Here is a 13,149-nt window from a genome sequence, read left to right as displayed (position 1 = left end):
AACAAAATCTGGCACCAAGACCTTTTCAAGTGTTGCTATAATTAAATATTAAAAGAGAATATTCACACAGGAGAGCAATGAATGAAAGTAAGCAAATCTTACAAATTCATAAATACTTCAGGAGTTACTTATTACTCTTTGTAAATATGTTTTTGATTTTGACTTACTCGAATAAAACAAGTTTTATTCGTATAGGTAAGCAATTAAAGAAAGTTATTAATCTACTTTCTAATCCTTCTAATAACAACACAAATCATAGATTTGGTTGTAAGTAAAATCAAAACATTAAATTCAAAAACACCGATAGAGAAAAGCAAAAGACAATAAATTTATATAAGAGAGTTAGTTATTTCCCTTATCGTTCTCTTATGCCCTTTTACCTTATTGTGGCTTTCCCTCTTATCGGAATGTTAAGCTTGCGAAATTATTTAATCATCCATATATATTTATACAAAGTAATCGTAAGCGCTTACGAAGCTCCCTGTTATTTATGTATGGATGGATAAGTAATTTCAGGGACAAAAAACAATTATTGACAACCGGAATGTCTGATTGTTTTTAAGTTGGTGTTTATTATTAGAATATTTGCCAACTTTTTTATTCGAGAATTAAGCTTCTCAAAACATGTTTGTGATCACGTTAGTGATAAAATAACGAAACCTCCTAATATGAAAGGAAGATCTCCAGGCGGGGAATCATCTAATCATTTAGGAGGTTTTTGTTTATACCACCTGATAAACAAGGAAGTAAATATTATGCCAAAATCATCTATCACTATTGGTGATGTATTCATTACTAACAATTGTGGGTTTTGTACTGTCATTGATTATACAAACAAAGATAGCGTAACTATCAAATTTGATAATACAGGTTTTATTACAAAGGTTAGAGCAAGAAATTTAAAATCAGGACAAGTAAAAGATCCCTATGTAATCTCGGTTTGTGAGGTTGGTTTTATAGGGGTGGGTGTACCAACTACGATAAATGGAAAACTTACAAGAATCTATAGTTTATGGGTACATATGCTTACACGTTGTTATAGTGAAAAGTATCACTTAGATTTCCCTAGCTATAAAGGTTGTAGTGTTGCCCCTCGTTGGTGTTGTTTTGCTAATTTTGCTAACGACATCAAAACACTTGAAGGGTATGAAGATTGGTTAGATCCGCATAATAAAATTTGCCTCGATAAAGATACAAAAGTTCCAGGTAATAAACTCTATAGTATTGATACGTGTCGTTTCATTACCTCTTATGAAAACATTGCTGATGCTTCCTATCGTCGCTCTCATTGATTCCTTTCTGCCTTTCCTTATCGGTGCTCTTAGTCTTTTGTGTTCGCTCCTGCCTTACGTGAAGAAGCAATGGAGAAAGCTTTAGCTTTCGACGGTCGCAAATGCTTTAACTTTGCGGCCTACTTTCCTACGCTCAACATCATTAAGCGATATACAAGCGGGTTAACACATTTCAGGTGCTTCATTATGTGATTTAGCTATTCCAGGTGTGATAACTGCTGTGATAAATATTGTGATAATTCGAAAAATCTTGCACCCTGCCTACGGCCCCGGTTACACTAAACACTTACAAATTGTTTGTGTGTAAATGATTGTTTTCTAAGTAATTTGACTCGGGGTAGTGTTCGCTTGAACATTTGAGAAATACCCGTACCACCTGATCTGGATAATGCCAGCGTAGGGAAGTCAGATGCCTACCCGGTCATCGCTTCTTTCCGCACGGCAGGAGCGAAACCATGCAGCCTGACCTGCTCGACTCACACGTTTTACATCAATTCCGAACCCGTTCCCCGCTCACGCACTGTATGACCAACGATGTCGTGCAGACCTTCACCGCCAACGTTCTGCTCGCGCTCGGTGCTTCCCCGGCAATGGTGATCGAAGCCGAGGAAGCGGAACAGTTTGCCGCGCTTGCCGATGCCCTGCTCGTCAACGTTGGCACGCTCACCGCGCCGCGCGCCCAGTCGATGCGTCGGGCTATTGAGAGCGCGGTAGCCGCGGGCACACCCTGGGTTCTGGACCCCGTCGCGGTTGGCGCGCTGGCGTTCCGCACCCGTTTTTGCCAGCAAATATTATCCCTTAAACCTGCGGCCATTCGTGGCAACGCCTCCGAAATCCTCGCCCTTGCCGGAATGAGTGCGGGCGGACGTGGGGTCGATTCCACCGATACGGCAGCGAGCGCGTTGACCGCTGCGCAGGTGCTTGCCCGCCAGACCCACGCCGTTGTAGTCGTCACAGGGGAAGTGGATCACATCACCGACGGCCAGCGAACCCGTACGGTCGCGGGGGGCGACCCGCTGATGACCCGCGTGGTAGGAACTGGCTGTGCGCTCTCGGCGGTCGTCGCCGCCTGCTGCTCGCTGCCTGGCGACAGGCTTGATAACGCGGCGGCAGCCTGCGGCTTTATGAAGCGCGCAGGGTCAGTTGCCCTGACTCAAAGCCGGGGGCCCGGCAGCTTTGTCTCCGCGTTTCTGGACGCGCTTTACGCGCTGGAGGAACAGGTATGACGCGCATTAATGCCCTGACTATTGCGGGTACCGATCCCAGCGGCGGAGCGGGGATCCAGGCAGACCTGAAAACTTTCTCTGCGCTCGGCGCATATGGGTGCTCGGTTATCACCGCGCTGGTTGCGCAAAACACGCGCGGCGTACAGTCGGTGTATCGCATTGACCCGGATTTTGTCGCCGCGCAGCTGGATTCGGTATTCAGCGACGTACGTATCGACACCACCAAGATCGGCATGCTGGCAGAGGCGGACATTGTTGAAGCGGTCGCTGAACGTCTCAAACACTACCAGATAAAAAACGTGGTGCTTGATACCGTGATGCTGGCCAAAAGCGGCGATCCGCTGCTCTCCGCCTCGGCTGTCGACACCCTGCGTAAAAAGCTGCTGCCGCAGGTTGCGCTGATCACGCCAAACCTGCCTGAAGCCGCCGCGCTGCTGGATGCGCCACACGCGCAAAACGAACGTGAGATGAAAGAGCAGGGGAATGCGCTGCTGGCGATGGGGTGTCGCGCGGTGCTGATGAAAGGCGGCCATCTTGATGATGCAGAAAGCCCGGACTGGCTTTTCACCCACGATGGCACGCAACGTTTCACCGCGCCACGTGTCCAGACCAAAAACACCCACGGCACGGGCTGTACGCTCTCGGCGGCGCTGGCGGCGCTGCGTCCTCGTCACGCCACATGGGCGGATACGGTGCAGGAGGCGAAGGTCTGGCTCTCGGGCGCGCTGGCAAAAGCCGATTCTCTGGAAGTGGGTCACGGTATTGGTCCGGTTCACCATTTTCATGCATGGTGGTAAGCCGTATACTGGCATGAAACTCATGCCAGAGAAAAACAGAGATGGAACAAGCGCATACCCGGTTAATTGCTCAACTCAAGGAACGAATTGCCGCACCGGACAACACGCCGCTGTATCTGAAATTTGCCGAAACGGTTAAGAACGCGGTGCGCAGCGGTGTGCTCGCGCACGGTAATATTTTGCCCGGCGAGCGCGATCTGAGCCAACTGGCCGGAGTGTCGCGTATTACGGTGCGTAAAGCCATGCAGGCGCTGGAAGAGGCTGGCGTCGTCACCCGCGCGCGTGGATACGGGACGCAAATCAACAATATCTTTGAATATTCGCTGAAAGAGGCGCGCGGCTTTTCTCAGCAGGTGGTGCTGCGTGGCAAAACGCCCAACACCCTGTGGGTCAATAAACGCATCGTGAAGTGCCCGGAAGAGATCGCCCGCCATCTTTCCCTTGCGCCGGAAAGCGATGTGTTTTTGCTTAAGCGCATCCGTTACGTGGATGACGATGCGGTATCGATAGAGGAGTCCTGGGTACCGGTAGGATTAATTCCCAACCCGGACGACATTGGCGTCTCGCTTTATGATTACTTCCGCAGCCAGAATATCTTTCCGCAGCGCACCCGTTCCCGCGTCAGCGCCCGGATGCCGGACAGCGAGTTTCAGGCGCATATCAAGATGGACGATAAGATACCGGTGCTGGTGATCAAGCAAGTCGCGCTCGATCAACAGCAGCGGCCAATTGAGTACAGCATCAGCTACTGCCGCAGCGACCTATACGTCTTTGTATGCGAGGAGTAGGGCCTCGCGCGTGGGGGCGCAGTCTCCACCGCGATGGCTGACTACCCAGGCGGCCACGGCATTGCCAAGCTGCACCGACTCTGGCAGTGACCATCCCGCAGCCAGCCCGGCAAGGGTACCTCCCGCATGGCTGTCACCGGCGCCGATGGTATCGACCACGGTAGCAGGAAACGCCGGAACGTGTCCGGAAGCGTCACCGTCGTACCAGACCGCCCCGTCTTTATCATGGCGTACGATTAGCGCAGCGCCAAACCGTTGCTGCCACTGAGTGCCGAGCTGTTCCACGTTCACGCCAAGCCATTCGGCGGCAAGTTCCGCCTCCTGCCGATTGAGCGAGACAACCGGTTTACGGGCCATAATCCGCGCCATCAGCGGGTCGGGAATATCCGCGATGCGCGGACCGAAATCGATAAAGAGCGTCACATCCTGAAGACGTTCCACCCAGGCCGTCAGCAGCTCGCCGCTGGGCGACGCCAACTGGTAGCCGGACAAATAGATCAGGCTTTTCTCTGGCACGCTTAACCCGTCCAGCCAGCGTTGCTGCCACTGATTCTCCACACCGCTAAACGACATGAAGGTCCGTTCACCATCAGGCTCCACCAGCGCCAGGCACCAGCCGTTATCGCCCGTTTCCGCTTCCACGGCGCTGTGCAGATCCTGCTTCGCCATGGCATTACGGATAATATCGGCCCACACGCCGTGGCCAACGGGAAGCGCGTTTTGCGCTGCAATGCCGAGCCGCTTGAGGGCGATGGCGATATTCAGCGCGCAGCCGCCAATATTCACTCCCTGTTGCTTAAGCTCGATATCACACCCGCGCCAGGGCAGGGCGTAGGCGTCGGCAATCACGTCGATGACCGCCGCGCCGAGCACCGTTACGGGGCGCGTAGCGTGAAGGGTTTCGAGACGGCGGGCAAAAGCACTCATACGCCCTCCCTTTGCTCCCGGAAGTGCAGCAGTTTTTCGCAGTAGCGTCCGAAATCAAGCTGGTTTACGGCATCAAGTTCGCTTTTAAGCGCCGGATCAATGGCCTGTACACCGTGCAGCGCGCCACAGATGGCCGTTGCCATCGCGCCGATAGTGTCCGTATCACCGCCCAGGTTAGCGCATAACACCGCGCAGCGGTTCGGATCGGTGCCAGCAAGTTCGACCATCGCAATCGCCGCCGGAACGGACTCCAGGGTGCTCGTGCCCGCGCCAATAAGCTGATAGATCTGCTCGCTGGCGGACTCCGTACCGTTGGCTTCGCGCACGGTTTTCAGGGCCAGCTCAATACGAGCGGAAAGCGATGCGCTGAAAGTGGTCGTGTTCGCCTCCTGCGCCGCACGGGCAATACCCGGCAGGGCATCGGAGATGTTCTGCCAGCGCTCGCCGTCGATAGCGCGTGAAACCGCCCACGCGATCACCACCGCACCGGCGATGGCGAGATCCGATTTATGGGTCGGGCTGGAGGCTAACGCAACCTGTTCAACAAAATGTGCCAGACGCGTGGCCGGTAGCAGGCATCCCAGCGGGGAGGCGCGCATCGCCGCCCCGTTGGTGACGCCGTTATTTTCCAGGTCGCTCACCGGCTTGCCGTCACGGATGGCGTTCAGGGCAATTTTGGAGGTCGGGCCGAGCACATTCTTATTGAACGCGTCAAAATCCAGCGCCCAGTCCAGAATATGCTTACCGATAACGTCAGGATTAATTTCCCCGTCGCATTCGATAATCGCGTCGGCCAGGCACAGCGCCATCGACGTATCATCCGTAAATTCGGCCTGATTAAAGTAGCAGGCGGCATTATTCTCAGCCGGGCCGGGTAAGAAACGGTCGATCCAGCCGAAGTGCGCTTTCACCCGCTTGCGCGGCCACAGTTCAGACGGCATCCCCATCGCATCCCCTAACGCCTGCCCGTAAAGAGCACCGAGAATACGGTCTTGTTTCATTTAACTTCCCCTCGTGTCAGCGCGGTATCGCCATCAACCACCTCAATTGCGGTGATCTCTTTATCCGATTCGCGGAAAAACAGCATAAACAGCACGGCAATCACTACAATCATGATTGCACCAAACGTCCACATTCCGGCCCAGTTGAAGGTCAGCCCATTCACCGGCTCTTTATAGGCGAACATTTTTTCCATCATCACGCCGCCGAGACGGTAACCCAGCAGGCTACCAAAGCCCTGACAGCACAGCGTGATCAAGCCCTGCGCCGCGTTGCGCATATGCACGGGCGCTTTTTTATCCACGTAGATGTACGCGGTGACGTAATAGAAGTCATAGCTTACGCCGTGCAGCAGAATGCCGAGGAACAGCAGGGCGTAGGTGAAGTATTGTTCGGCACCGCCGTAAACAAAGAAGCCGTAGCGAATGGCGGCGGTGATCAGGCCCAGCAGCAAGACCTTCTTAATACCAAAGCGTTTGGTAAAGAACGGCAGAGCGAGCATGAAGAAGATTTCAGAGAACTGGCCGAGGGTCATCCAGCCGGTGGCGTTTTTCATCCCCACTTCGGTGAGATAGCCGTTGGCAAAGATGTAGTAGAAAGCCAGCGGCATGGCGAACAGGAATGAGCAGAAGAAGAACACCAGGAAGTTTTTATCGCGCAGCAGGATCAGCGCATCCAGCCCCAGCATCACTTTGATATCCAGCTTGCCGGTGCTCTTCGGCGGGGTATTCGGCAGGAAAAGTGCGAAGACGCCGAGCAGAAGGGAGCTGGCAGCGGTCATCAGCAGCGGGATATTGGTGTCAGAGATGTCGCTATAGCCCATCATCTGCGGCAGGAAGCCGCACGCCAGACCGGATGCAATCCAGCCGATGGTGCCCATCACGCGGATGCGCGGGAAATCAGCCTCCACGTCATCGACGTTCGCAAAAGCGATGCTGTTCGTCAGCGCGATGGTCGGCATATAGGTCAGGGAGTAGGCCAGCAGCAGCGGGAAGAAGGTGCTGAACTGGGTTTGCTGTGCTGCGAAATACATCAGAATCGCGCCAGCGAACATCAGCACGGCCAGCACTTTCTGGGCGGCGAAGAAACGGTCAGTCAGCGAGCCGACCAGGATAGGAGAGAGGATCGCGGCAATAGCGGTACAGGCATAGGACCAGCCAATTTCCCCGGCGGTAAACCCGCTCTTGCTCAGCCACAGCCACAGCGGCACAAACCACGCGCCCCAGATAAACCATTCAACAAACATCATGAATGACAGTTGGACTTTCGTTTTCATTTTTTAATCCTGCATGTCAGAGGTACGCATGTAACATACCATGTGATAATACCTTTTAAATACCTTTAAGGCGATTGTTTGATCAGTGTAACAAAAATGTTGTACATGAAACGAGCCAGCAGATTGTGCTTAAAAAAGTTGCAAATGGTGGAAAATAGGTTAAGTCGGTACCAGGCTTAGTCTGCCTGCAAAAACGTGGGCTTGGATCACACGCTCCGACATCATGTCGGACATACGGGAGCATCACTATGACTGATATTGCGCAGCTGCTTGGCAAAGACGCCGACAGCCTTTTACAGCATCGTTGTATGACCATTCCAGCCGACCAGCTTTATCTGCCTGGCCATGATTACGTAGACCGCGTCATGGTCGACAACAACCGTCCTCCTGCCGTACTGCGAAACATGCAGACGCTTTATAATACCGGCCGCCTGGGCGGAACCGGGTACCTCTCTATTCTGCCCGTTGACCAGGGCGTTGAACACTCTGCGGGGGCATCGTTTGCCGCGAACCCGCTCTATTTTGATCCGAAAAATATCGTCGAGCTGGCGATTGAGGCGGGCTGTAACTGCGTGGCCTCCACCTACGGCGTGCTGGCCTCCGTGTCGCGTCGCTATGCCCACCGCATTCCGTTCCTCGTTAAGCTGAACCACAACGAAACCCTGAGCTACCCAACCGAATACGACCAGACGCTCTACGCCAGCGTCGAGCAGGCGTTCAATATGGGTGCGGTGGCGGTCGGGGCAACCATCTATTTCGGTTCTGAACAGTCGCGTCGTCAGATAGAAGAGATCTCCGCGGCGTTCGAGCGCGCCCACGAGCTGGGCATGGTAACCGTGCTGTGGGCCTATCTGCGTAACGGCTCGTTCAAAAAAGACGGAGTGGATTACCACGTGTCTGCGGATCTGACCGGTCAGGCAAACCACCTTGCGGCGACCATCGGCGCGGACATCGTGAAGCAGAAAATGGCCGAGAATAACGGCGGCTATAAAGCGGTGAACTTTGGCTATACCGACGACCGCGTCTACAGCAAGCTGACCAGCGACAACCCGATCGATCTGGTGCGCTACCAGCTGGCGAACTGCTATATGGGCCGCGCCGGGCTGATTAACTCCGGCGGTGCGGCAGGCGGTGAAACCGACCTGACCGATGCGGTGCGCACGGCGGTGATTAACAAACGCGCGGGCGGCATGGGGCTGATCCTCGGCCGTAAGGCGTTCAAAAAATCTATGGCCGACGGCGTGAAGCTGATCAACGCGGTTCAGGACGTCTATCTGGACAGTAAGGTCACGATCGCTTAAGCCTCTTCCCTCACCCTAACCCTCTCCCCAACGGGGAGAGGGGACTGTTCAGTGCATACGGGAAGAGGGCCGCCACCCGGCAACACATCAGCGCAAAAGCTGACAGTCCGGCGGCAACCGGCACTGCAACGCCCCGGGCAACACCTCAATGCGGAATCGCTCGCCGCTGAGCGGCTCTCCGTCAAGGTTAAAGGTCATGCCGTGGGGGGCGATCACCTCAAACCACGCGGATGTGCCGTCGATGATATTGGGGCTCTCCTCTGGCTGCGTCAGCGTCGTAAACAGCGCAGGCAGCAGCCCGTCGCCGGTAAAAATACGCAGCTGTAATTGACCGTCGTTGATCAATGCTTCCGGGCAAAGCTGCTGACCGCCCCCCGCCTGCCGCCCGTTGCCGATACCAATCACCAGCGCGTCGCCCTGCCAGTGGAAGTTTTCACCTTGGATCTCACAGCTGTCGGGCTTGAGGGTGTCCATGCGCATCAGGCCGTGGATCAAATATGATACGCCGCCCAGCGCGGCCTTCAGTTTTTCCGGCGTTTCGCTGGTAATGCGCGTGCCGAAACCGCCCGTCGCCATATTGATAAAGCAGGTTTTTTCATTCACCTGAGCAATATCGACGGCGGTAGCCTTACCGAGAATGGCCAGCTGTAGCGCTTTTCCTACATCCTCCGGAATACCGGCGCTGGTGGCAAAATCGTTGGCGGTACCGAGCGGTAAAATGCCCATCGCCGGGCGAGCTGCGGCGTTGAGGTCAATGAGCGCACCGGCGATCTCGTTGATCGTTCCGTCGCCGCCGCCGGAAATGATGGTCTGAACACCTAACCTGATGCCCTCGTCGATGTAGCGCGCCGCATCGCCTTTTTCAAACGTTACTCGCACGTGTATGCATGCTCCGTCTTCACGCAATTCGGTAATCGCCTGGCGCAGCAGATCGTTGCCTGCACTCTTGCCGTTAAGAATTAATAAACTGTCTGGATAGGTTGCCATCCGGGTTGCTCCCTTTTTTAGCTATAGAAAGAGTGTATCCCAGAGAGGGAAAAAGCGGGTAAGAACAGGATGAAAGGCAAAAAATAAGCCCGCGTAAGGGCTTTGAAATCGACTAAAGAACCCCGTAGCGCTTACAGTGCATACTACTGCCGCTCAATTGACTATTGTGGTCAACGTTTGAGGTGTGACATTGGCCTTGCCTCGATTTTGAGCTGCTTACGCCAGACCCGATTATGTAGCGTTAGCGCAATGGAGCGGTAAAAAATCGATGAATTCATCCACATAATGTTCAAAAAGAAACATCCCAGCCCCAGCAAAGAGGTTATTTGCGGTGTGTAGTTCTCAACTGGGCCGAATAAAAGCGAAATCCCCGTCCAGATGAAATAAATGATGCTCATTATGCCTGTCAGCGTAATGACGAAAATATGCAGTTTATATCCAGGTAAAGAACCTCGTGTAGTCAGAAACATCGTGCTCATCACTACCAGACAATACACAATCGCTGCAATGAATACTCCCATCATAACCTTAAATTCGGGTAAGCCGAGCCAGCGAAACAGCAACAACCAGAGGGACACTTGCAGCATGGCGTAGCAAAAAATAGCCAGTAACGTGCTCACTGCCAAAGGAATTCCTGTCATATGGACGCCCACAGGAACGCCGAACCGATCTTTTAACTGTTCTTTTAATGTTTCAAGCTGGTTGAGATCATCGGTCGCCATTTTACTTTTAACCAAAGCACTTAATGCAAGGCTATCTTTAATGTATTTCATCATGGACGGGTCAATAACTTCCTGTAAATGAAAAAGACTGAATTAAACCAAAAATGTATTTACCCGTTTGTGCAACATTCTGTGGATTTCTGATATTTCCTGAGATGGCACTTCCAACGAAGGCAGAAGAATTTGAAATGGTATTCAGCAACTCACGCTGTAAGAGCAACTGCAACGCTTCTGACGGATAACGTTTGGGATACACGCCTGCCTTCATTGCTGCTTTTACACCTGAATTCGAGATGCCGGGATTGCGGATACGAATAATCTCCTCTGTTAATCGCGTACGGTCGGCCCGGCTCATTTTTTGTAATAAGGAGAGCAAACTCTCAGACGATGAATGGTTAAGAAGGCGATATGTTAATGCAGCGCTTTTTAAACCCGCAGCAGCCCCGGCAAGAGAAATCGCATCCAGGGCTGTGTTGGTTGCTGTATACCACTCCTGGGAGTCCATCCACGCAACGTAGTCATCGTGATTCATAGCAATCAACGATAGTCGGCCAAGCCCATTTGCACATTGAATTCCAGTTGCTACACCACCGGCTAAAATCACAGCGGCTATAGCACCGGAAGACCCTGCAGTGAGAGGTATAGCCATACCGGCCCCTGCCGCAAGTACAACAGTAAGAATTGCGGCTCCGCAGGAAATTGCCGTTGAACCAATTTCAGTCGCCAGGGAAGGGGACTGAATCGTAGCCGTTGTTGCGTGAACGGGGTTAACTTGTGAGGCATTTACTTTGGTTATGACTACATGACTAACCGAGCTTGCGTTTGGTGTCGCAATCCTTCTTGATGGCCGTACTAGCCACTGACGTGTACCGTCTGAGTAGATAATCCCGGCCTGGCTAAAATTTCTGCTGCAGTCCAGTTGACCTGCAAGTGCTGTGAAATTTATATCGCCGCCAGAGGCAAGACCAAGACTGCGTGCGAGTTCGTAATCTGGAAGATCCTTTGAAAGTTGTCCTGTGAATGTCACTTCATCTCTCCGTCCGTGTGAAACGTTGATTGTTAATAAATCAAGAGTAAAGGTCCTGTTAACACTTAAAATTAGGAATGTTCCGAATAGTGTTCATCCCTCTCAAATCCATTAAAAATGTGATTAGGATCCTTTGTTCGTTTGACTTGCTTAGATGATACGCCTAATGCTGACACAAACCTTTCCCGGGTCAATGCAACGCCATATTTATCAGGGGGAAAAATTTCAGGAGTTAACAAAAAAATAAGCCCGCGTAAGGGAGATTACGCAGGCTAAGGAGGTGGTTCCTGGTACAGCTAGCATTTATGGGTTATGTTTTTCAGCGGGGGGATAATACCCGTATTGAACGAAGCGGTATGTGATCCGATTCTAAGAATTATCCCAGCGTGAAAAAATCCCGTTGATTGACTATTTGCCGTGCGGATTTCGGGTATTTTCACCTTCAAAATTGCGCATCAGCAGCGCAAACTCCAGCTCTACTTCTTCAGGAACCGGCAGCCAGACCACATGGCCGTCGCCAGGTGCGACCTCAATCGCCTCACCTTTTTTGTTTTCCAGATGCTCCAGGCGGAAGTTCATGTTGCCCTGCGGTGTCATCAGCTCCAGGCTGTCGCCTTTAGTGAATTTGTTTTTTACGGCGACGGCGGCCAGCGGGCCTTTACGCTCGCCGGTGAAGTCGCCTACAAACTGCTGGCGTTCGGAAATCGAATAGCCATGCTCGTAGTTCTGGTAGTCGTCGTGGGTATGTCGACGCAGGAAACCTTCGGTATAGCCGCGATGCGCCAGACCTTCCAGCGTTTCCAGCAGGCTGGTGTCGAACGGTTTACCGGCGGCGGCATCGTCGATGGCTTTGCGATACACCTGCGCGGTACGAGCGCAGTAGTAGTAGGACTTGGTGCGGCCTTCGATTTTCAGGGAGTGTACGCCCATCTGGGTTAAACGCTCGACGTGTGCGATGGCGCGCAGATCTTTCGAGTTCATGATGTAGGTGCCGTGCTCGTCTTCAAAGGCGGTCATGTATTCACCCGGACGTTTGGCTTCTTCGATCATAAACACGCTGTCGGTAGGCGCGCCGATACCCAGCGTTGGATCAACGTTGGTGACCGGGATCGGCTCGTGTTTATGCACGATGTTACCGATGTCATCCTCTTTGCCTTCCTGAACGTTATATTCCCAGCGGCAGGCGTTGGTGCAGGTGCCCTGGTTCGGGTCACGCTTGTTGATGTAGCCAGAGAGCAGGCAGCGGCCGGAGTAGGCCATGCACAGCGCGCCGTGGACGAAGATTTCGATTTCCATATCCGGCACCTGGGTGCGGATCTCTTCGATCTCTTCGAGAGACAGCTCGCGAGACAGAATGACGCGGGTCAGCCCCATCTGCTTCCAGAATTTCACCGTTGCCCAGTTGACGGCGTTAGCCTGCACCGAGAGGTGAATGTCCATCTCCGGGAAGTTCTCCCGAACCAGCATGATTAAACCCGGGTCCGACATGATCAGCGCGTCCGGCCCCATCTCCACGACCGGCTTCAGGTCACGAATGAATGTTTTCAGCTTGGCGTTGTGCGGCGCGATGTTCACCACCACGTAGAATTTTTTGCCCAGGGCATGCGCTTCGTTGATGCCGAGCTGAAGATTCTCGTGGTTGAATTCGTTGTTACGCACGCGCAGCGAATAGCGCGGCTGGCCCGCGTAGACGGCGTCGGCACCATAGGCGAAAGCGTAACGCATATTTTGCAGCGTTCCCGCCGGGGAAAGGAGTTCCGGTTTAAACATGTTTGTTCTCGTTCTGATGACAGGTCAGATCCGCGTG

12 protein-coding genes and 1 riboswitch are annotated in these 13,149 nt (G+C 53.0%); of the genes, 5 read left to right on the top strand and 7 right to left on the bottom strand.

Going from position 1 to position 13,149, the window contains the following annotated elements; genetic code table 11:
* Window positions 1–668: 668 nt before the first annotated feature.
* The 4 genes from ACQG03_RS14270 (at window position 669) to ACQG03_RS14255 (ending at window position 4,103) form a co-directional block, all read left to right on the top strand.
* Window positions 669–1,292 (top strand): hypothetical protein, encoded by a 624-nt coding sequence (locus tag ACQG03_RS14270; RefSeq protein ID WP_426726133.1) that lies wholly within the window; start codon window positions 669–671, stop codon window positions 1,290–1,292.
* Window positions 1,293–1,615: 323 nt separating this feature from the next.
* A riboswitch (TPP riboswitch) is annotated at window positions 1,616–1,712 on the top strand.
* Window positions 1,713–1,747: 35 nt separating this feature from the next.
* Entirely contained in the window at window positions 1,748–2,518 is a 771-nt protein-coding gene (gene thiM / locus ACQG03_RS14265) for a hydroxyethylthiazole kinase (protein ID WP_022648660.1), read from the top strand.
* Window positions 2,515–3,315: a bifunctional hydroxymethylpyrimidine kinase/phosphomethylpyrimidine kinase gene (gene thiD / locus ACQG03_RS14260; RefSeq protein WP_023300565.1), complete on the top strand. Its 801-nt coding sequence runs from the start codon at window positions 2,515–2,517 to the stop codon at window positions 3,313–3,315. Before thiM ends, thiD begins: the two co-directional genes overlap by 4 nt.
* Before the next feature lie 41 nt (window positions 3,316–3,356).
* A complete protein-coding gene (locus tag ACQG03_RS14255; RefSeq protein ID WP_022648658.1) occupies window positions 3,357–4,103 on the top strand; it encodes a GntR family transcriptional regulator in 747 nt (248 codons plus the stop codon).
* Here the strand turns inward: ACQG03_RS14255 and ACQG03_RS14250 are convergent.
* From ACQG03_RS14250 to ACQG03_RS14240, 3 genes are read right to left on the bottom strand one after another with little or no spacing between them, the layout of a single operon-like run.
* Window positions 4,077–5,030: a PfkB family carbohydrate kinase gene (locus ACQG03_RS14250; RefSeq protein WP_048966449.1), complete on the bottom strand. Its 954-nt coding sequence runs from the start codon at window positions 5,028–5,030 to the stop codon at window positions 4,077–4,079. The two genes, ACQG03_RS14255 and ACQG03_RS14250, sit on opposite strands and share 27 nt — an antisense overlap.
* Entirely contained in the window at window positions 5,027–6,031 is a 1,005-nt protein-coding gene (locus ACQG03_RS14245; protein ID WP_063162883.1) for an ADP-ribosylglycohydrolase family protein, read from the bottom strand. Before ACQG03_RS14245 ends, ACQG03_RS14250 begins: the two co-directional genes overlap by 4 nt.
* The gene (locus ACQG03_RS14240) at window positions 6,028–7,305 is read right to left on the bottom strand and encodes a nucleoside permease (protein WP_022648655.1); all 1,278 of its coding nucleotides are present in this window, start codon (window positions 7,303–7,305) and stop codon (window positions 6,028–6,030) included. The genes ACQG03_RS14245 and ACQG03_RS14240 overlap by 4 nt, the downstream gene beginning before the upstream one ends.
* A gap of 248 nt (window positions 7,306–7,553) precedes the next feature.
* Between ACQG03_RS14240 and fbaB the strand changes: the two genes are divergently transcribed.
* Complete coding sequence (gene fbaB, locus ACQG03_RS14235) at window positions 7,554–8,606, top strand: class I fructose-bisphosphate aldolase (protein WP_022648654.1); 1,053 nt, start codon at window positions 7,554–7,556, stop codon at window positions 8,604–8,606.
* Between the two features lie 87 nt (window positions 8,607–8,693).
* Here fbaB and yegS read toward each other — a convergent pair whose 3' ends face one another.
* From yegS to yegQ, 4 genes are all read right to left on the bottom strand, one after another.
* Window positions 8,694–9,593, bottom strand: coding sequence for a lipid kinase YegS (gene yegS / locus ACQG03_RS14230; protein WP_063162884.1), 900 nt, complete (start codon window positions 9,591–9,593; stop codon window positions 8,694–8,696).
* Between the two features lie 170 nt (window positions 9,594–9,763).
* Window positions 9,764–10,369 (bottom strand): hypothetical protein, encoded by a 606-nt coding sequence (locus ACQG03_RS14225; protein ID WP_022651497.1) that lies wholly within the window; start codon window positions 10,367–10,369, stop codon window positions 9,764–9,766.
* 7 nt (window positions 10,370–10,376) lie between these two features.
* Window positions 10,377–11,342, bottom strand: a complete 966-nt coding sequence (locus ACQG03_RS14220) for a hypothetical protein (RefSeq protein ID WP_063162885.1) — start codon at window positions 11,340–11,342, stop codon at window positions 10,377–10,379.
* A 408-nt stretch (window positions 11,343–11,750) separates the two neighbouring features.
* Window positions 11,751–13,112, bottom strand: a complete 1,362-nt coding sequence (yegQ, locus tag ACQG03_RS14215; protein ID WP_063162886.1) for a tRNA 5-hydroxyuridine modification protein YegQ — start codon at window positions 13,110–13,112, stop codon at window positions 11,751–11,753.
* Window positions 13,113–13,149: the final 37 nt, after the last annotated feature.

The sequence above is a fragment of the Enterobacter cloacae complex sp. 342H5 genome (genome assembly GCF_050030905.1).
In the GTDB taxonomy this organism is placed as follows: Bacteria; Pseudomonadota; Gammaproteobacteria; order Enterobacterales; family Enterobacteriaceae; genus Enterobacter; species Enterobacter intestinihominis.
Note: the sequence above shows the minus strand (reverse complement) of the source record. Positions and strands in the feature narration are given on the sequence as shown.

What these genes read in the sequence shown, in the direction of transcription:
- ACQG03_RS14250 (WP_048966449.1), bottom strand. Translation starts at nt 5,030, where the DNA reads ATGAGTGCTTTTGCCCGCCGTCTCGAAACCCTTCACGCTACGCGCCCC.
- ACQG03_RS14255 (WP_022648658.1), top strand. Translation starts at nt 3,357, where the DNA reads ATGGAACAAGCGCATACCCGGTTAATTGCTCAACTCAAGGAACGAATT.
- ACQG03_RS14240 (WP_022648655.1), bottom strand. Translation starts at nt 7,305, where the DNA reads ATGAAAACGAAAGTCCAACTGTCATTCATGATGTTTGTTGAATGGTTT.
- yegS (WP_063162884.1), bottom strand. Translation starts at nt 9,593, where the DNA reads ATGGCAACCTATCCAGACAGTTTATTAATTCTTAACGGCAAGAGTGCA.
- fbaB (WP_022648654.1), top strand. Translation starts at nt 7,554, where the DNA reads ATGACTGATATTGCGCAGCTGCTTGGCAAAGACGCCGACAGCCTTTTA.
- thiD (WP_023300565.1), top strand. Translation starts at nt 2,515, where the DNA reads ATGACGCGCATTAATGCCCTGACTATTGCGGGTACCGATCCCAGCGGC.
- ACQG03_RS14270 (WP_426726133.1), top strand. Translation starts at nt 669, where the DNA reads ATGAAAGGAAGATCTCCAGGCGGGGAATCATCTAATCATTTAGGAGGT.
- thiM (WP_022648660.1), top strand. Translation starts at nt 1,748, where the DNA reads ATGCAGCCTGACCTGCTCGACTCACACGTTTTACATCAATTCCGAACC.
- ACQG03_RS14245 (WP_063162883.1), bottom strand. Translation starts at nt 6,031, where the DNA reads ATGAAACAAGACCGTATTCTCGGTGCTCTTTACGGGCAGGCGTTAGGG.
- ACQG03_RS14225 (WP_022651497.1), bottom strand. Translation starts at nt 10,369, where the DNA reads ATGATGAAATACATTAAAGATAGCCTTGCATTAAGTGCTTTGGTTAAA.
- yegQ (WP_063162886.1), bottom strand. Translation starts at nt 13,112, where the DNA reads ATGTTTAAACCGGAACTCCTTTCCCCGGCGGGAACGCTGCAAAATATG.